Source organism: Mycobacterium sp. Dal123C01, from assembly GCF_052566995.1.
This window is the reverse complement of record NZ_CP199580.1, coordinates 3,620,705-3,639,111: the sequence shown is the minus strand read 5'-3', so window position 1 is coordinate 3,639,111 and position 18,407 is coordinate 3,620,705. Positions and strand designations below refer to the sequence as shown.

General features: G+C 68.6%; 16 protein-coding genes and 1 pseudogene. 1 reads left to right on the top strand and 16 read right to left on the bottom strand.

Annotated elements, in window-relative coordinates; translation table 11 throughout:
* Window positions 1-23: 23 nt before the first annotated feature.
* A pseudogene (locus tag ACTXG5_RS17175) lies at window positions 24-707 on the top strand (phosphoribosyltransferase); the annotation flags it as partial.
* 24 nt (window positions 708-731) lie between these two features.
* Here ACTXG5_RS17175 and ACTXG5_RS17170 read toward each other — a convergent pair.
* From ACTXG5_RS17170 to ACTXG5_RS17095, 16 genes are all read right to left on the bottom strand, one after another.
* Window positions 732-1,067 (bottom strand): hypothetical protein, encoded by a 336-nt coding sequence (locus ACTXG5_RS17170; protein WP_445159939.1) that lies wholly within the window; start codon window positions 1,065-1,067, stop codon window positions 732-734.
* Window positions 1,068-1,148: 81 nt separating this feature from the next.
* On the bottom strand, window positions 1,149-1,955 hold the full coding sequence (wag31, locus tag ACTXG5_RS17165; protein ID WP_445159938.1) for a DivIVA-like cell division protein Wag31: 807 nt from the start codon (window positions 1,953-1,955) through the stop codon (window positions 1,149-1,151).
* Window positions 1,956-2,190: 235 nt separating this feature from the next.
* The gene (locus ACTXG5_RS17160) at window positions 2,191-2,481 is read right to left on the bottom strand and encodes a YggT family protein (RefSeq protein ID WP_313863121.1); all 291 of its coding nucleotides are present in this window, start codon (window positions 2,479-2,481) and stop codon (window positions 2,191-2,193) included.
* A gap of 153 nt (window positions 2,482-2,634) precedes the next feature.
* On the bottom strand, window positions 2,635-3,282 hold the full coding sequence (locus tag ACTXG5_RS17155) for a cell division protein SepF (RefSeq protein ID WP_445159937.1): 648 nt from the start codon (window positions 3,280-3,282) through the stop codon (window positions 2,635-2,637).
* A gap of 67 nt (window positions 3,283-3,349) precedes the next feature.
* Complete coding sequence (locus ACTXG5_RS17150; RefSeq protein ID WP_445164468.1) at window positions 3,350-4,126, bottom strand: YggS family pyridoxal phosphate-dependent enzyme; 777 nt, start codon at window positions 4,124-4,126, stop codon at window positions 3,350-3,352.
* A gap of 17 nt (window positions 4,127-4,143) precedes the next feature.
* Window positions 4,144-4,851, bottom strand: a complete 708-nt coding sequence (pgeF, locus tag ACTXG5_RS17145) for a peptidoglycan editing factor PgeF (protein ID WP_445159936.1) — start codon at window positions 4,849-4,851, stop codon at window positions 4,144-4,146.
* A 78-nt stretch (window positions 4,852-4,929) separates the two neighbouring features.
* Window positions 4,930-6,084: a cell division protein FtsZ gene (ftsZ, locus tag ACTXG5_RS17140; RefSeq protein ID WP_445164467.1), complete on the bottom strand. Its 1,155-nt coding sequence runs from the start codon at window positions 6,082-6,084 to the stop codon at window positions 4,930-4,932.
* Window positions 6,085-6,314: 230 nt separating this feature from the next.
* Window positions 6,315-7,319: a cell division protein FtsQ/DivIB gene (locus tag ACTXG5_RS17135; protein ID WP_445159935.1), complete on the bottom strand. Its 1,005-nt coding sequence runs from the start codon at window positions 7,317-7,319 to the stop codon at window positions 6,315-6,317.
* Window positions 7,316-8,797 carry a UDP-N-acetylmuramate--L-alanine ligase gene (murC, locus tag ACTXG5_RS17130; protein ID WP_445159934.1) on the bottom strand — a complete coding sequence of 494 codons (1,482 nt, stop codon included), beginning with the start codon at window positions 8,795-8,797 and terminating at the stop codon, window positions 7,316-7,318. Before murC ends, ACTXG5_RS17135 begins: the two co-directional genes overlap by 4 nt.
* Window positions 8,794-9,996 carry an undecaprenyldiphospho-muramoylpentapeptide beta-N-acetylglucosaminyltransferase gene (murG, locus tag ACTXG5_RS17125; protein WP_445159933.1) on the bottom strand — a complete coding sequence of 401 codons (1,203 nt, stop codon included), beginning with the start codon at window positions 9,994-9,996 and terminating at the stop codon, window positions 8,794-8,796. The genes murC and murG overlap by 4 nt, the downstream gene beginning before the upstream one ends.
* A gap of 5 nt (window positions 9,997-10,001) precedes the next feature.
* Window positions 10,002-11,681 carry a putative lipid II flippase FtsW gene (gene ftsW, locus ACTXG5_RS17120; protein WP_445159932.1) on the bottom strand — a complete coding sequence of 560 codons (1,680 nt, stop codon included), beginning with the start codon at window positions 11,679-11,681 and terminating at the stop codon, window positions 10,002-10,004.
* Between the two features lie 6 nt (window positions 11,682-11,687).
* Window positions 11,688-13,136, bottom strand: coding sequence for a UDP-N-acetylmuramoyl-L-alanine--D-glutamate ligase (gene murD / locus ACTXG5_RS17115; protein WP_445159931.1), 1,449 nt, complete (start codon window positions 13,134-13,136; stop codon window positions 11,688-11,690).
* Between the two features lies 1 nt (window position 13,137).
* Complete coding sequence (gene mraY / locus ACTXG5_RS17110; RefSeq protein WP_445159930.1) at window positions 13,138-14,217, bottom strand: phospho-N-acetylmuramoyl-pentapeptide-transferase; 1,080 nt, start codon at window positions 14,215-14,217, stop codon at window positions 13,138-13,140.
* The gene (locus ACTXG5_RS17105; RefSeq protein WP_445159929.1) at window positions 14,214-15,761 is read right to left on the bottom strand and encodes a UDP-N-acetylmuramoyl-tripeptide--D-alanyl-D-alanine ligase; all 1,548 of its coding nucleotides are present in this window, start codon (window positions 15,759-15,761) and stop codon (window positions 14,214-14,216) included. Before ACTXG5_RS17105 ends, mraY begins: the two co-directional genes overlap by 4 nt.
* On the bottom strand, window positions 15,758-17,329 hold the full coding sequence (locus ACTXG5_RS17100; protein ID WP_445159928.1) for a UDP-N-acetylmuramoyl-L-alanyl-D-glutamate--2,6-diaminopimelate ligase: 1,572 nt from the start codon (window positions 17,327-17,329) through the stop codon (window positions 15,758-15,760). The genes ACTXG5_RS17105 and ACTXG5_RS17100 overlap by 4 nt, the downstream gene beginning before the upstream one ends.
* A gap of 213 nt (window positions 17,330-17,542) precedes the next feature.
* Window positions 17,543-18,268: a sulfite exporter TauE/SafE family protein gene (locus ACTXG5_RS17095; protein WP_445159927.1), complete on the bottom strand. Its 726-nt coding sequence runs from the start codon at window positions 18,266-18,268 to the stop codon at window positions 17,543-17,545.
* Window positions 18,269-18,407 lie beyond the last annotated feature (139 nt).

Sequence of the window (18,407 nt, the reverse complement as noted above, 5' to 3'; positions counted from 1 at the left end):
ACGCAGGCACGTAGGCTGGAGCGCGACCAATGAACCCACGGAACGGCTTCCTCCGCCGAACGGCGACACGAACCTTCCGCGACCGTCACGAGGCCGGTCGCGTGCTGGCCGACCAGCTCACGGCCTACCGCGGCAAGGACAACGTACTCGTGCTCGGGCTGGCGCGCGGTGGCCTTCCGGTCGCCTGGGAGATCGCCTCGGCGCTGCACGCCGCCCTGGATGTGTTCCTGGTCCGCAAGCTCGGGGTGCCGCGCTGGTCGGAGCTCGCGATGGGCGCGCTGGCCAGCGGCGGCGGCGTGGTGATGAACGACAGCGTGGTTTCCGGCCTGCACATCACCGACGAGCAGGTGCGCGAGGTAATCGACAGCGAGACGGTCGAGCTGGCGCGACGCGAGCAGGCGTATCGGGGTGGGCGCCCAGTCGCCGACCCGCGCGGCAAGATCGTGATCCTGGTCGACGACGGCATCGCCACCGGCGCCAGCATGCTCGCCGCCGTCCGGGCGATCCGGACCGGCGGGCCGCACTCGATCGTCGTTGCCGTCCCAGTCGGGCCGCAGTCCGTCTGCCGCGAACTCGCACAAGTGGCTGACGACGTCGTGTGTACGACCATGCCGCCAGGGTTCGAGGCCGTGGGTCAGGTTTACGGCGACTTTCACCAGGTCAGTGACGATGAAGTACGCGAGCTGCTCAATACGCCGACGCGCTGAGCCCGCGCTACTCGGCGTGGGCCGCTACTTGGCCGAGTCGTCGCCGCCGGTTTCGGCCGCTACCGTCGACTCCTCGGTCGTTTCGTCGTTGGCCGACGTTTCGACAGCGGTGGTGTCCTCGGCGCTCTCGTCCGGGGTTTCTTCGGGGTAGTCGACGGCCTCAGCGTCATTCTCGGCCGGTGGTTCCTCGTGGCCTTCGTCACGTCGCTGCCGTTCCTGCAGTGCATCGACGATCAGCAGCACGACACCCAGGATGCTGGCGCCGATGCACACCCATGCCACCAGCTCATTGCTGGTGACAACGGCGAACACCAGTGCGACAAGCCCGATCAGGGCGAGTACCAGGGCAATGATCAGCATCGGTCATCCTCCAGCCGACGGGCGGGACTACCAGGTCCAGTGCACATTGTGTGCCGAACATGGGTCCGGCACCACTCCCGGCTAGTTGTTACCCCGATTGAATTGCTCGAACGAACCGGAATCCGCGCTCGAGTCGACGGGAGCCGCCGATCCGCGCTGGCCGAGTTCCTCAAGCTGGGACTCGAGGTAGGTCTTGAGCCGGGTGCGGTATTCGCGTTCGAACGTGCGCAGCTGTTCGAGACGGCCTTCCAGCACGGTGCGCTGCTGGTTGATGGTCCCCATGATCTCGGAGTGCTTGCGTTCGGCGTCGGCCTGCAGGGCGTCGGCCTTCTCCTGGGCTTGACGCAACTGCGTCTCCGAACGGGTTTGGGCGTCGGAGAGCATCGCGTCGGCGCGCTGCCGGGCGTCGGTGACCGTGGATTCGGCGGTTTGCCGGGCCTCGGTGAGGATCTGGTCGGCGTTCGACCGAGCATCGGAAAGCAGCTTGTCCGACTCGGCCTGAGCGTTGCTGGTCAGCCGGTCGGCGGTGTCCTGGGCCAGGCTCAGCACCCGAGCGGCCTTCAGCGCCTGCTCTTCGTTGGTACCGGTGGGAGCCGCCACCGGTGCCGGCTTGACCGGCTCGGGCTCCGGCTCGGGCTCGAAGACAGGAACCGGCGGGGCGGCCTGGACAGCAGCGGCGGGAGCGGCAGCGGCGCCGCCACCGGCGGCCAGTTCGCGGTCGAGCTCCTCGATCCGCTGGCGCAGATCGCTGTTCTCTTCAATGAGCCGCGTCAGCTCGTTCTCTACTAGGTCGAGGAATGCGTCGACCTCGTCTTCGTTGTAACCGCGCTTGCCGATAGGCGGCTTACTGAACGCCACATTGTGGACGTCGGCTGGTGTAAGCGGCATTGTTCGTCCCCTCAAGTTCCTGTCAAACGTTCTGGAAAGTGTAGAACGGAGTGGCAGCGGTTGTGCAACTGCCGCCCATCCTGTCACACCAGACCCGGCGGTCGCCGATTAGTGCAATAAATAAGACCCTATTTGAAACACTAAGAGCCATAAAATCCTAATCCTTAGAATTTGCAAATCGCGCGCATCAAACCGAGGCCAAACCGTGGCCAAACCGTCGCTCAGTTCCGCCGACTCACGCCGCGGCACCAAAGGCGAGCTGCATGCCAATGAACGCGACCAGCAGTAGCACCATGATGGACAGATCGAAGCGGACCGCTCCAATGGTGAGTTGAGGAATGAGCCGACGCAGCAGCTTCACCGGCGGATCAGTGATCGAAAGGATGATCTCCAGGATCACCACGGTGATGCCGGTGGGATGCCAGTCACGGCTGAACGAGCGGATGAACTCGACGACGACCCGAGCGATGAGCAGCAGCCAAAAGATGAACAGCGCAAACCCAAGGATCTGAAAGAACAGCACCAACGAGAGCCCGACCTTACCGATGAGACGTCAATCCCGCGCGGTAGCGCGGCCATTGCAAGAGTACCGACTCGGGCTGGGCAGACATCTCAGATGTGCCGCATCGGCAGGTTGCTGCCCGATGCCTAACCCCGCGGTCAAGCGGGGTACACGTGCTTATTGGTAAGCGTAGAAGCCGGTTTCGGCGATCCGGCGGCGCTCTTCCGGCGTCACATCGACGTCGGCGGGCGACAGCAGGAACACCTTGGTCGCGACCTTGTCGAACGAGCCGCGCAGGGCGAACGCCAACCCGGCCGCGAAGTCAACCAGCCGTTTCGCATCGGCGTTGTCCATCGACACCAGGTCCATGATCACCGGGGTTCCGTCGCGGAACCGCTCGCCGATGGTGCGCGCCTCGCTGTAGTCCTTGGGCCGCAGCGTGGTGATCTTCGACAGCGGGTGCCCCTCTTCGAACATCATCGCCATCCGGCGCGGGTCCATGGCCAGGGCGCCACGGGTGGAATTGCGCAACCACGACCCAAGGCGCGGCCGGGCCATCTCGGGTCCCCGGTCGAACTCGCGCGGATGGACGGGACTGTAGCGCGGCTCCTCCGGGTAACCGCCACGGTAGCCAGGCGGTACGTACTCGGGCGCTTCGCCACGTGGGTCTTCGTAGTCGCGACCTTCATAGCGGCCGCCATATCCGTCGTCAAAGCGAGCACGGGGGAACCCGCGAGAAGGTGCGCGGTCGTCGTAGTACTCGTCTTCGTAGTCGTCCATTGGGGCCATACCGAAATAGGCCTTGACCTTGTGCAGTGTGCTCATTGCGTATGACCCTTCTAGCCCCTGGGAATTCTGGTGTCTGTGATGAAGGTGTGACTACAGTGACTACTCACGGTGACGGTAGCCGCCGGGGGCCCAATAGCGCGGTACCGACACGCACACAGGTTGAACCGTGTTTTACGGCAATTTCGAAATCATTGGACATGCCCGCGGACACACCGAGCGCATTCGGATGCGCTTCGAGCACCCGACGGTGTTCGGATTGCAGCCGGTCAAAGGCCACGTCAGGGTCCCAGTCCAGCGGCGGAATGCCCATCAACCCGACCAGTTCCAGGCCTTGTGACTCGTCGACCTGGGCGCAGACCTCGTCGAGGGCCCGCGGCCCAGTGATGTCGATGCCGCCGCGCGAGACGTCGCCGTCCAGGCTCACCTGAACGTAGACGCGGAGCGGGTGCTGCCGTCCACCTTCGGCCAGGGTCGCCGTAACCGCCCGTTCCAGTGCTGTTACCAGCTGCGGGCTGTCGATCGAATGGGCGGTGTGCGCCCAGCGGGCCACCGAACGGGCCTTCTTACGCTGAATGTGTCCCACCATGTGCCAGTGCAACTCTCGCGAATCCGGCCGAGCGGAAGCCTGTGCCAACCGAGTGACTTCGGCCACTTTTGCCGACGCTTCTTGTTCGCGCGATTCACCTACCGACCGACAACCCAATCGAGACAAAATCGCGACATCGGTTGCCGGAAAGAATTTGGTAATAGGGAGAAGTTCAATTTCACCGACATTGCGGCCCGCCGCTTCCGCGGCCATCGCTAGTCGCGAACGCACAGCAGCCAACGCGTGAGTTAATTCAGTTTCGCGGTTGCCCTGACTTGCTGTCGAGTCCGACATTCCAACCGCCATGGGGGTCATTCCATCCAGACCAGCGACGCCAGCCGCCCGGTGGGCGCGTCCCGGCGATGACTGAACAGAGCAGGGTCGGCCACCGTGCAACGCTGATCGATGTCGATCGAGATGACGCCCAAATCCTTTAGCTGACAAGCGATTCCGGCTCGAAGGTCAAGGCCGGGCTTTCCGGCCGCGGTGGTGGCGCGGCTGCCTGGCAGGGCTGCCTCGACTTCGTCGGCCATTGCGGCGGGCACTTCGTAGTTGCGTCCGCTGACCGCCGGGCCGAGCAGCGCCGAGATGTCTCCGGCTTGCGCGCCCAGCTTCAGCATCGCCTCCACCGTGCGGGCCACCACCCCCCGCTGCGCGCCGACCCGCCCGGCGTGCACCGCCGCGGCCACACCGGCACGGGCGTCGGCCAGCAATACCGGCACGCAGTCGGCCGTCACCACCGCCAACGCCAGTCGGGGTACGCGAGTCACCAACGCATCGGTGTCGTCGAACGAGACATCCCGTGGCTCCTCTACGACCTCGACTCGATCACCGTGGATCTGGTTCATCCACACCACCCGGCCGGGTCCCAGGCCAATGGCGCGCGCCAGCCGGGCGCGGTTGGCGGCCACCGCCGCGGGGTCGTCACCGACATGGTCGCCGAGGTTGAAGGTGTCGAACGGCGGCTTCGAGACACCACCCGCGCGGGTGGTCGTCACTCGCCGGATGCGAACGCTCACATGACCAGTATCGGAGATTTCGTCGCGGGCGGGCCGACCCAGCCGTCCGGCCAGGGCCGGAGATCGCGCCATGTCCGTTCAGCGGCGCATGAAGGGCGGCACATCGACGTCGTCGTCATCGCCGCCGATACTCAGCGTCGCGCCGTTGGTATGCACCGGCACACTGACGGCGTCGACCGGCTCGAACAGCGTCGAGGTGAGTTTGCCCGCCTTCGCCGACTCGATCCGGTGTGCACCCCCGGCCTTCTCCGCGCCGTTGGCGCCGACGACGGGTGTGCGCCCGGGTCCGGCCGCGTCGAAGCCCGCCGCGATGACGGTGACGCGCACCTCGTCGCCAAGCGAGTCGTCGATCACGGTGCCGAAGATGATGTTGGCGTCCGGGTGGGCGGCGTCCTGCACCAGCGAGGCCGCTTCGTTGATCTCGAACAGGCCCAGGTCGCTGCCGCCGGCGATCGACATCAGCACGCCCTGCGCGCCTTCCATCGACTGCTCCAGCAGCGGTGAGTTAATGGCGATCTCGGCGGCCTTGAGCGCCCGGCCGTCGCCGCGGGCCGAACCGATGCCCATCAACGCCGTGCCGGCACCGTTCATGATGCCCTTGACGTCGGCGAAGTCGACGTTGATCAGACCCGGCGTGGTGATCAGGTCGGTGATGCCCTGGACGCCGTTGAGCAGCACCTCGTCGGCGCTGCGGAATGCATCCATCAGGGATACCGCGGCATCCCCCATCTGCAGCAACCGGTCGTTGGGGATCACGATCAAGGTGTCGCAACTCTCCCGCAACGAGCCAATGCCGTTTTCGGCCTGATTGCTGCGCCGTTTGCCCTCGAACGAGAACGGCCGGGTGACCACACCGACGGTCAACGCGCCTAGCTTGCGGGCGATGCTGGCGACGACGGGTGCCCCGCCGGTGCCGGTACCGCCGCCTTCGCCGGCTGTGACGAAGACCATGTCAGCGCCGCGGAGCAGCTCTTCGATCTCGTCCTTGGCGTCCTCAGCGGCCTTGCGCCCGACCTCCGGGTCGGCGCCGGCGCCCAGCCCACGGGTGGACTCGCGGCCCACGTCGAGCTTGACGTCGGCATCGCTCATCAACAAGGCCTGCGCATCGGTGTTGATGGCGATGAACTCGACGCCCTTAAGGCCCTGTTCGATCATCCGGTTGACGGCGTTGACGCCGCCGCCACCGATACCCACAACCTTGATGACGGCCAGGTAGTTATGCGGGGGGGTCATCATCTCGTCTTCCTCCCTGGTGGGAATTCGGTTCCCGGAACGTTTTCGGCTCCCTGGCAAACTCTCAACCTCAACCATAGAGTTAGAGTTATGTCAAGTAGTTCCGCGCAACCAGAACGGTATGGGCACCATGCGCACGAACCCCGCAGGCGCGCCGACGCGCCGCGCGCAAATTTTGGTCAATTTTTCCGCCGCATCGGCCCGCGAGCTGGGAGCACCCCTGCGGGCAGCTACTTCACGGTGGGCAAGTCGGGGCTGGACACGTCGTAGGTTTTGCCCGGCTGGGTGAGCAGCGCGGCGAGCTTCTCGGCCTTCTCATCCGTGCGATCGGTCGTCCCCCAGATCACCACTCGACCATCGCCCAGCGTGAGGGTGATCGAGGCCAGCGAGGGGGCCGCGATCCGGCCCACCTGACCCGCGACCTCGGGGCGCAGCGCCAGCAACACCTGCAGTGCGGCCTTGGTCGCCGGGTCGGTCGGCCCGGGGTTGGCGACCTCGATATACGGCAGCGCCGGTGGCGGCGGACCGGTCGCGAAATCGACGCCGTCGCGGTCAAACAGGTGCGGCCCGTCCGGAAAGTCCTTCACTACTACGGGAACTCGCTCGACGATCGTGATCCGCAGGGCCGACGGGTACTGACGCTGGACTCGGGCGCTGGCCACCCGGCGGATCGCGGCGACCCGGTCGGCGACCTGGTTGGTGTTGATCTGCAGCAACGGTGTGCCGACCCGCACGCCTGCGGTGTCAAGGACCTCTTCGCGGGACACCGCGCCAGTGCCGGTGACGACGATGTTGCGCGCCGACATCACGGGTGTGAAGTAGAGGATCAGCGCCAGTCCGACCCCGACAATGACCACCATCACGCTGGCGAGCAGCATCTTCAAGCCTCGGACGACGCCGCGCGCAACGGGTTTGGGCTCGTTGGCGAGGCGCCCGCTGGCCCGGCGCTTGGCTTCGCGGCGCGCTTCCTCGATTTTGGTCGCCCGGGCCTCCGCGACCCGGCGCTCGGCCCGTTCCCGGCGGGCCCGGCGGCGCGGCCCCTCGAACTCGGCTTGCTCGGCCTCCGGTTGACCGTCGTCCGATTGGGCTTCGTCGAGCGGGATCGGTTCGGTGATCGCGTTATCGGCAGGGGCGACGGTGGACTCTGTCGGTTCGGCGGACTCAGTCGGTTCGGTGGGGCCGGCGCCCGAGTCGGCGACCAGGTCGGTGGGTGTGGTGTCGTTGGGCTCGGTCATCGCAACACCCCGGGCTGGCCGGGCGCGCTGCGGTTGGCCCGCACCCGCAGCGCGGTCACGATCTCGGGCCCCAGCAAGGTCACGTCGCCGGCACCCATCGTCACGATGACGTCGCCGGGGCCGGCCGCGGCGGCCACCTGCTCGGCGACGGCGGAGAAATCCGGCAGGTAGCGCGCCGGCACGCTGACATGCTCGGCGACGCTGGCCCCGCTGACACCGGCCAGCGGCTGTTCGCGGGCGCCGTACACGTCCAGGACGAACACCTCGTCGGCGGCATCCAGTGCGCGACCGAAATCAACAGCGAAAGCCTTTGTCCGAGAATACAAATGGGGCTGGAACACTACCAGCGCGCGGCCCTCGCCACCCTGCTCGACGACCGTGCGGACCGCCGACAGCGTCGCCGCGATCTCGGTCGGATGGTGGGCGTAGTCGTCGAACACCCGCACCGACCCCACCGTTCCGACTAGTTCGAAGCGGCGACGCACCCCCTCAAAACCGGTCAGCCCGTCGAGCACCTGGTCGGCCGGGGCGCCGACCTCGATCGCGGCCAGCAGCGCGCCCAGCGCGTTGAGCGCCATGTGCCGTCCGGGCACCGACAGCCGCATCGCGCGCACCTGCGCTGGGGCCAGTTCCGGGCCCAACTGGATGTGAGCGACGGCTCCGGTGCCCTGCTGCTCCCACGACAACAACCTGCCGGCCAGGTCCGGGTCCGGCTCCCCTGTCGACCCAGACCCGTATCGCAACACCCGAATGCCCAGCTCGCTGCTGCGCTGGGCCAGCGCGGCGCCCCCGGGGTCGTCGGTGCACACCACCAGCGCCCCACCCGGGGTCAGCCGCTCGACGAACGAATCGAAGACCGCGACGTAGGCATCGGCGCTGCCGTAGAAATCCAGGTGATCGGTCTCGATATTGGTGACCACCGCGACGTTGGGCGTGTACTCGAGCAACGAGCCGTCGCTTTCGTCGGCCTCGGCGACAAAGCAGTCGCCGAGGCCGTGGTGGGCGTTGGTGCCGGCCTCACCGAGATCCCCGCCCACCGCGAACGACGGGTCGCGGCCGCAATGCTGCAGGGCCACGATCAGCATCGACGTCGTCGTGGTCTTGCCGTGGGTGCCGGTGACCATCAGCGTGGTGCGCCCGTCCATCAGCTTGGCCAGCACCGCCGGGCGCAGCACCACCGGAATGCCACGCCGCCGGGCCTCGACCAGCTCGGGGTTGGTCTTCGGAATCGCAGCGTGGGTGGTGATGACCGCGGTCGCGCCGCCGGGCAGCAGGTCCAGCGACGACGGGTCGTGTCCGATGCGGATCAGCGCGCCCCGGGCCCGCAGCGCGTGCAGCCCGCGCGACTCCTTGGCGTCGGATCCGGATACCAGCCCACCCCGGTCCAGCAGGATGCGGGCGATGCCCGACATTCCGGCTCCCCCGATGCCCACCATGTGCACCCGCTGCAGCTCGGGCGGCAACTGGTCGGCGCTCACGGCGTTTTCCCGGCCCTCCGGCCGGACCGCGGCCCCCTATCGCGTGCTTGGCGTGCGATGTCCAGCGCCGCCTGGGCGACCTGGCGCGCCGCATCCCGATGCCCCACCCGCGCGGCCGCCGCGGTCATCGCCGCCAGCCGCGGTGGGTCGGTGAGCAGCCCGTTCACTTCCCGGGCCACCAGGTCCGGCGTCAGGACCGCGTCGGGGACCACCATGCCGCCCCCAGCGTTGACCACCGGTAGCGCGTTGAGTCGCTGCTCGCCGTTGCCGATCGGCAGCGGGACATAGATGGCCGGCAGGCCGACGGCCGAGACCTCGGCAACCGTCATCGCCCCGGAGCGGCAGATGGCCAGGTCGGCGGCCGCATAGGCCAGGTCCATCCGGTCGAGGTAAGGCACCGCCCGGTAAGGCGGATCGCCGTCGTGAGGTTCACGCAGCTCGAGGGTGTTCTTGGGCCCGTGGGCGTGCAGCACGGACACGCCCCCGGCGGCCAGCTCGGCGGCGGCCGCCGAGACCGCGCGGTTGAGCGAGACAGCGCCCTGCGAACCGCCGAACACCAGCAACACCCTCGCATCGTCGGCGAATCCGAAGTGCTTGCGCGCTTCGGCCCGCAGCGCCGCGCGGTCCAATGTGGTGATGGCCGCCCGGACCGGTACCCCGACCACCTCCGCGTGCCGCAGCCCCGAATCGGGCACCGCGGACAGCACCCGATCCGCCGAACGGGCGCCGACCCGGTTCGCCAGCCCGGCGCGGGCGTTGGCCTCGTGGATCAGCACCGGGATCCGGCGCCGGAGCTTGGGGATACCCCGGGCAGCGAGGTAGGCCGGCAGCGCCACGTAGCCGCCGAAACCCACCACCACGTCGGCCTCGACGCGGTCGAGCACGGCGCGGGTCTCCCGGACGGCGCGCCACACCCGTGGTGGTAGCCGGGCCAGGTCACCGCTGGGTTTGCGCGGCAGCGGCACCGGAGTGATCAGCTCGAGGTGGTAGCCGCGTTCGGGCACCAACCTGGTCTCGAGTCCACGCGCGGTGCCCAACGCGGTAATCCGGACGTGCGGATCCAGCGCGCTGAGCGCATCGGCGACGGCCATCGCGGGCTCCACATGGCCGGCGGTGCCGCCGCCGGCCAGCACGACCGACAACGCGGCACCGGCGGGCGAGGGACTTACCCCCTGCCCGCCGGTCGGCTCCTTGACCATGTGGTTCACCCGTGCCGCTGACCTTCCAATGCGCGAGCGCGCCGTGCTTGACGCTGACCGGATCCATGATGCCCTGAACGCGACCCCGAGCGGGCAGCTGTCCGCGGGAAGACCGGCCGCAGTGGCGGCTCGGAGTTGCGGGCGGCCTTGCGGGTGGCTGGCTGCGGGGCCTTGCGGCCACGTCCCGGAGCGGGCGGCCGCGGCGATTGCGGGCGCGATTGCTTACGGTCGCGGAACGTCTCGAGACGGGTCGGCACATACGGCTCGGGCAGCGGCAGCCGCAGTATCCGGTTCATCTTGTCGTCACGCCCGGCGCGTAGCGCGGCCACCGCCTCGGGCTCATGCCGCGCCGCGTTGCACATGATCCCGATCATGAAAAGCGTTGCGGCCGTGGACGTTCCGCCCGCAGATATCAATGGTAGCTGCAGGCCGGTGACCGGCAGGACGCCGATCACGTAGCCGATGTTGATGAAGGCCTGCCCGAGGATCCACATCGTGGTGGTGGCGGTCAGTAGCCGCAGGAACGGGTCGGCCGAACGGCGCGCGATCCGCATCCCGGTGTAGGCGAACATCCCGAAAAGCGCCAGCAGCCCGAATGCGCCGATGAAGCCGAGCTCCTCACCGATGATCGCGAAGATGAAGTCGTTGTGGGCGTTGGGCAGGTAATTCCATTTGGCGGTGCCCTGACCGAGACCGTCGCCGAAGATGCCGCCGTGAGCCAGCGCGAACTTCGCCTGCCGGGCCTGGTAGCCGGTGTCCTGCGGGTCGTTCTCGGGGTTGATCCACGACCGCACCCGGTCCGACCGGTAACCGGCGGACATCGCCAAGACCGCGCCGGCCATGAAGACCGCGAGCAGTGACGTGCCGAAAACCCGCAGCGGCAGCCCGGCGTACCACAGCAGGGCCAGCAGGATGATGCCCAGCGACACCGTCTGTCCGAGGTCGGGCTGGGCGACGATCAGTCCCAGCGCGATGACCGCCGCCGGCACCAGCGGAATCAGCATCTCGCGCAGCGAGGCTCGCTCCAGGCGCCGGGCCGCCAGCAGGTGGGCACCCCAGATGGCGAAGGCGATTTTGGCCAGCTCAGAGGGCTGCATCGAAAAGCCCGCGACGACGAACCACTTCCGCGAACCGTTGGCGAGGTTTCCGATTCCGGGAACCAGCACCAGCACCAGCAAGATGATGGTGACCAGGTACCCGGGGAAGGCCACGCGGCGGAGGAAGCGAATCGGCATCCGCATCGAGACGTAGGCCCCGATGACGCCGATGACCGTCCACAGCACCTGCTTGCCGAAGATCACCCACGCCGACCCGTCGTCGCCGTAGGACCGCACCCCGGACGCCGACAGCACCATGGTCAGGCCGAGCGTGGTCAGCAACGCGGTGATGGCGACGATCAGGTGAAACGACGTCATGGGCCGGCCCAGCCAGGCGCCGAACCGGGCGCGCGGACTGTGCTCCCCGCTCGTGACCTTGGCCTTGGCTGTCACCGGGCCTGGCGATGCGGGCGCGTCGTCCGGGTCGGAAGCGCCGGGAGCGTCCTGGGCTTCCATTGCGTCCGTCGCAGCCTCGGTGTCCGCCGCGTCGTCCTCGGCGACGGAATCCGCCGCCTGGCCCTTTTCGGCCGGCGCGGTCTCGTTCTTTTTCTTGCCCCGGCGTAGGCGCCGGGTCAGCGCGTTAGCCACACCCGCCTACCGCAGCGCCGCGCGTACGGCGGCCGCGAATGCGTCACCACGGTCGGCATAGCCGCTGAACTGGTCAAACGACGCCCCGGCCGGCGCCAGCAGCACCGTATCGCCCGAGGTGGCCAAATCACGAGCCGCGGCTACGGCTGCGGTCATCACGCGAGCGCCGAGACTTTCCCCCGGACTGTCAACTTCTGTCACATCAGTATCAGCAGTCGCATGCATACCAGCATCCTCGCCTGTCACAACCTGGACGACGGGGACATCGGGCGCGTGTCGTGATAACGCCTCGGCAACCTCTTGGCGATCTCGGCCGATGAGCACCGCGCCGACCAGCCGGGACGCGATTCTGGCGACTTCCGCGTCCAGCGATGCGCCCTTGAGCAAACCCCCGGCGACCCACACCACCCGCGGATAGGCCAGCACCGACGCCTGGGCGGCGTGGGGATTGGTGGCCTTCGAGTCGTCGACGTAGGTGATCCCGTCGGCCACCGCGACGACCTCGCAACGATGCCGGCCGAGCTGAAACGTCGAGACGGCGTCCGCGATCGCGGCGGCGGGCACCCCGACGCTGCGGGCCAGCGCCGCCGCGGCCAGGGCGTCGAGCACGCCGACCGGACCCGGCACCTGGATGGACGCGGCCGACAACAAGGCCAGGTCGTCGGCAAACGCCCGGTCGATCAGCTGCCCGTCGCGCACACCGAGCTCCCCCGCGCTCGGCTCGCCCAGCCGGAAGCCGGCCCGCACCGGCGCCGCCGCGGCGCTCAGCAATGCGGCCGCCCGGCTGTCATCCAGCCCGACCACCGCCACCCGGCCATTGAGAACCCGGGCCTTCGCCGCGGTGTACTCGGCCATCGACGAATGCCAATCCAGGTGATCTTCGGCGATGTTGAGCACCGCCCCCGCCTCGGGGCGCAGCGACGGTGCCCAGAACAGCTGGAAGCTGGACAGCTCGACGGCCAGCAGGTCGGCCGGCTGGTCCAGGACGTCGAGAACGGGGTCGCCGATGTTGCCGCACAGCACGCTGCGCCGCCCGCCGGCGATCAACATGGCCTGCAGCAACGACGTCGTCGTGGTCTTGCCGTTGGTACCGGTCACGACCAGCCAGCGGCGCGGCGTCCCGTAACACCCCGCGGCGTCCAGCCGCCACGCCAATTCCACGTCGCCCCAGATCGGCACGCCCGCTGTCGCCGCGGCGGCCAACACCGGCGCCGACGGCTGGAAGCCGGGACTGGTGACCACCAGCGCATACCCCGCGATCTGGTGGATCGCTGTCGCCGGATCGACTGTCGCGACTCCACTTTCGGCGTACGGGCGCAGCATGGCGGGATCGTCGTCGCACAGTGTCGCCGTGGCGCCGAACCGGGTCAGCGCACCCAGAATTGCCCGGCCGGTCACCCGGGCACCGGCTATCAGGACGGGCGCACCGGCCGCCAGTGGTTCGAGCCCGGGCATGTCACGCGCCGACCGTGGCGAGCCACTCACCGTAGAACAGCGCCACGCCCAGGCCGCAGGCGATCGCCGTGAGCAGCCAGAAGCGGATGATCACCGTCGTTTCGGCCCAGCCGCTCAACTCGAAATGGTGGTGGAAGGGCGCCATCCGGAAGACCCGGCGTCCGGTGGTCCGGAAGGTCAGGATCTGCAGCACCACCGAGATGACTTCGGCGACGAACAGCGAACCCAGCACCACCGCGAGGATCTCGGTGCGGCTGGTGACGGACAGGCCCGCGATGATGCCGCCCAGCGCCAACGAACCGGTGTCCCCCATGAATATCTTGGCGGGCGCGGCATTCCACCACAGAAAGCCGATGCATGCGCCCGCGGTCGCGGCGGCGACGATCGCCAGGTCCAGCGGATCGCGCACGTTGTAGCAGCCCAGACCCGGCGCGGTGGCGCACGCATTGCGGTACTGCCAGAAAGTGATCAACACGTAGGCGCCGGTGACCATCGCCATGCAGCCGGCCGCCAGCCCGTCGAGGCCGTCGGTGAAGTTGACCGCGTTGGACCAGGCGCTGACGACGACCACACAGAACAGCACGAACAGTCCCGGAGCCAGTGCGACGGTGGCGATTTCGCGCACGTAGGACAGATCCGCGCTGGCCGGCGTCAAGCCGTTGGCATTGTGGAACTGCAGGACCAGCACGCCGAACAGCACCGCGGCCGCGATCTGTCCGACCGTCTTGGCCGTCTTGTTCAGCCCCAGGTTGCGCGACCTGCGGATCTTGATCAGGTCGTCGAGGAATCCGACGCCGCCCAGTATGGTGGCCAGGCCCAACACCAGCAGGCCCGACGCGGAGATCCCCTCGCCGTCGAACGCCAGCCCGGCGAGGTGGGTGCCCAGATAGCCGGCCCAGATTCCCGCCAGGATCGCCACACCGCCCATCGACGGGGTGCCGCGCTTGGTGTGGTGGCTCGGCGGGCCGTCCTCCCGGATCTGGTGGCCGAATCCCTGCTTGGTGAACAGCCTGATCAGCGCCGGGGTCAGCAGGATCGACACGGTCAGGGCGATCGCGACGGCCACCAGGATCTGTCTCATGGGCGAGCCCCGCCGCTCGTGTTTTCTGGACCCTCTGCGGCCAGCGCCTCAGCCAGAGCGCCGAGTCCGGCGGCGTTCGACGCCTTCACCAGGACCACGTCGCCGGGTTGCAGTTCGGCCCGCAACAATGCCAGGGCGGCGTCGCCGTCGGCCACGTTCACGGCCTCGGCGCCCCATGAGCCCTCCATGACCGCAGCGTGGTGCATGGCGGTTACCGACCTCCCCGTTCCCACGACAACAAGTCGAGACACATCTAAGCGCACCGCCAGCCGGCCGACGCGATCGTGCTCGGTTATCGCATCCTCGCCGAGCTCGGCCATCTCGCCCAGCACCGCCCAGCTGCGCCTGTTTTCTCTGGCGGGGCTCTCCCCGCCGCGGGCGATCCAGGCCAGCGCCTGCAGTCCCGCCTGCATCGAGTCGGGGTTGGCGTTATAAGCGTCGTCGATGACGGTCACGCCGTCGGCGCGGTTACTCACCTGCATCCGGTGCCGTGACACCGGACCCGCCGCGGCAAGCGACGCAGCGAGCTGCTCGACGCCGGCGCCGCACTGCAGCGCGACCGCGCTGGCACACAGCGCGTTGGTGACCTGGTGTTCGCCGTACACACCGAGTTTCACCTCTACTTCAAGAGCGCCTCGCGCGTCCATCGCGTGCAGGGTAAAGCGCGGCCTGGCCAATTCATCCAGCGACACGCCTTCGGCCCAGACATCGCTGGGGCCCAAGTCGGTTTGGCTGGACCGGCTGACCCGAACCACCCAGCCCGAGCTGACCTGCGCCATCGCCGCCACAGCCGGGTCGTCGACGTTGAGGATCACCACTCCTGACGGCGGAACAGCTTGGGGCAGTTCGGATTTGGTCTGCGCGATCGCTTCACGCGAGCCGAACTCGCCGAGGTGTGCGGTGCCCACGTTGAGCACCACACCGATCTCGGGCCGGGCGATCTGCGCCAGTGCGGCGATATTGCCGGGATGGCGCGCCGACATCTCCAGAACCAGGTAGTCGGTGCGCCGCGTCGCGCGCAGCACCGTCCAGGGATGACCCAGCTCGTTGTTGAACGATCCCGGCGGGGCCACCACTTCACCCAGCGGCCCGAGCAGCGCGGCCACCAAGTCTTTGGTCGATGTCTTTCCCGACGAGCCGGTGATCCCGATGATGGTGAGCCCGCCGGCGACCAGCTCCTGGGCCACCGCTGTGGCCAGCGTGGCCAGTGCGCCCAGCACCGCCGCACCTGAGCCGTCGGGATCGTGCTCGAGCACGCCGGCCCGCGATCCGGAAAGCCCTTCGGGGGCAACGACGATGGCGGGAACCCCGACCGGCCTGGCGGCCAGCACCGCGACCGCGCCGGCCGCTACCGCCGAGGCCGCATGGTCGTGGCCGTCCGAGCGCGCGCCCGGCAGTGCCAGAAACAGCCCACCGGGGCCCACCGCACGCGAGTCGAATTCGACGGTCCCGGTGACATGGAGTTCCGCGGCATCCTGCGGCGAGATGTCGGCCAGCGTGCCGCCGACGATCTCGGCGATCTGCGCGACGGTCAGGTCGATCATCGGCGTGCCCCGCGGGGCCCGAGGTCCTCGAGCGCTGCGGCCAGCTCCACCCGGTCGTCGAACGGGCGGACCACGTCGCCGGTGCGCTGCCCGGTTTCATGGCCCTTGCCGGCGATCAGCACCACGTCGCCGGGGCCGGCCCAGCCGACCGCGTGGCTGATCGCGTCGCGCCGGTCGGCGATCTCGACCACCTGCGCCGCGCCACCGTGCTCGGCCGCTCCGGACAGGATCTCGCGGCGAATTGCCGCGGGATCCTCACTGCGCGGGTTGTCGTCGGTGACGACGACCAAGTCGGCCAGCTCGGCGGCGACCGCGCCCATCGGCGCCCGCTTGCCCGGGTCGCGATCGCCTCCGGCGCCGAACACCACCGCCAGCCGGCGATCCGGCCGCAGCAGAGTGGTCAATACCGCGCGCAACGCGCCCGGCTTGTGGGCGTAATCGACGAGGGCGAGGAAATCCTGGCCGCGGTCGATGTCCTCCAGCCGCCCCGGAACGCGGGTGTGCAGCAGCCCCGCCGACGCCCGCTCCGGGGAAACCCCGACGGCGTCCAGAATCGCCAGTGCCACAAGGCAATTGGCGATGTTGTAGGCGCCTGTCAGCCGAATGCCGATCCGGTGATGGCCCCCGGTGGGATCGACGACGGTGAATTCCTGTCCGCCGGCGCCCGTCGGCGCCACGTCCATCGCGCGCCAGTGCGCCGGCGCGCCGGCGGCACTGACCGTGATCGCATTGGTGGCTCGGTCGGCCATCGCGCGCCCGGCGTCGTCGTCGACGCACACCACGACTGTGTGGGCGCGCAGCGGCGAGTCCGGATCGAACAGCACCGCCTTGGCTTCGAAGTAGTCGGCCATGGTGGGGTGAAAGTCGAGGTGGTCGCGGGACAGGTTGGTGAATCCGCCCACCGCGAAACGGGTGCCGTCGACCCGGCCCAATGTCAGCGCGTGACTGGACACCTCCATGACGACGGTGTCCACACCCCGCTCGGCCATCGCGGCCAGCATTGCCTGCAGCGCGGGAGCCTCCGGAGTGGTCAGGGCGCTGGGGATGTCGGCGCCGTCGATCCGGATGCCGATGGTGCCGATCAGCCCGGCAGTGCGGCCGCCGGCGCGCAGCCCCGACTCGACCAGATAGGTCGTGGTGGTCTTCCCGGAGGTGCCGGTGATCCCGACCACCGTCACCCGGTCGGACGGGTTTCCGTACACGGTGGCGGCCAGCCCACCGAGGACGCTGCGCGGTGCGGGGTGCACGAGCGTCGGCACGGTGCCGGCGAGGGCGGCCATTTCGGCGGCCCCGGCCGCATCGGTGAGCACCGCGACGGCCCCGCGTCCGATCGCGTCACCGGCATAGCGGACGCCGTGGGTGGCCGAGCCGGCGAGCGCAGCGAACAGGTCGCCGGGCAACACATCCTGGGCGCGCAACGTCACACCGGTGATCGCCACGTCCGGAACGGCTTCGCCGTGATCGGGGCCGTCGGCCAGGACCGCGCCCACTTGAGCCGCCAGCGCAGGCAGTCGCACGCCCGCACCCTCGCTGGGGCGCAGCTCAGTGGACACCTGCACTCCGGTCACACCTCCCGAGAAGACGCCGCGTGATCGCCATGATTGGCCATGACACCCTACCTAGGAGTAGCGGCCAACGAGGCATTCCCGGGCCGCAGGCCAACGAGGTTGGCCCGTCCGCCGAGTGTGCGCTGAGGGCGTCGCCGGTGCGCTGGTGGCGCGATACGGACCCGGAATCCGCCCTGGGCGCACACCCGAATCCGTCACCGCACAGTCGAGGCACTAGGTCCACATTGCGACGAACATGCCCCCGGCGGCGATCACCAGCACGAGGTCGATCAAGAGGGCGTAGGTATGCGGGCGGACACGGCGCACGATGGTGCGCGCGAGGAAGGGACCGATCATCAGCGCCGCTCCGATCGCGAGCCCGCGGACCAGGACCATACTGGTGAGCGCGCCGAACTCACCGAAGGTAGCCATCTTGGCCGTGTAAAGCACCAGCGCGCTGGCCGCTTCGGAGCCGAGAAAAGCTCCGCCGCTCAGCCCGTATCCGATGAACACCGGGACGCTGAGCGGTCCGGTCGACAGGATCAGGCCGGTGAGGAAACCCACGACAACACCCGCAATTGCCAGCTGCCACAGTCGCACCCGCCACTGCCGGGCCGCCACGATCCGGCGCACCGGCACCATGGCCAGGAAGAACACGCCGAGCACGCCGTCGACCAGGGTCTGGGAGATGGTCAGCAACGTGTGTGCGCCGATCACGGCTGCCGGTGCGCCCGGCAGCGCGTAGACAAGCACTGGCCGCCAACAAATCTGTCGCCACCAGGCCGCGACCCGGCCGACGTTGGCCATCACCGCCGCAATGCCCATGATGGGCACGGCGATTCGGGGCCCGTACATCGTCACCAGGATCGGCAGCAGTACCAGCGACGACCCGGTGCCGACCAGGCCGCCGAGCGCACCAGCGGCCAAAGCAACGAGAAACAGAACAGAAAGAGCGAACATGGGCGGACCTTCTCGACGGCACGCGGCGTGCCGCCGGAGATCCTCCAGGCTTTTGTCCGTTCAGATGACCGCACCTCATCCGAAGGTGCGGTGGCGTCGCTTGGACCAGTCACGCTCGCACGCCGGAACCCTAGACGCT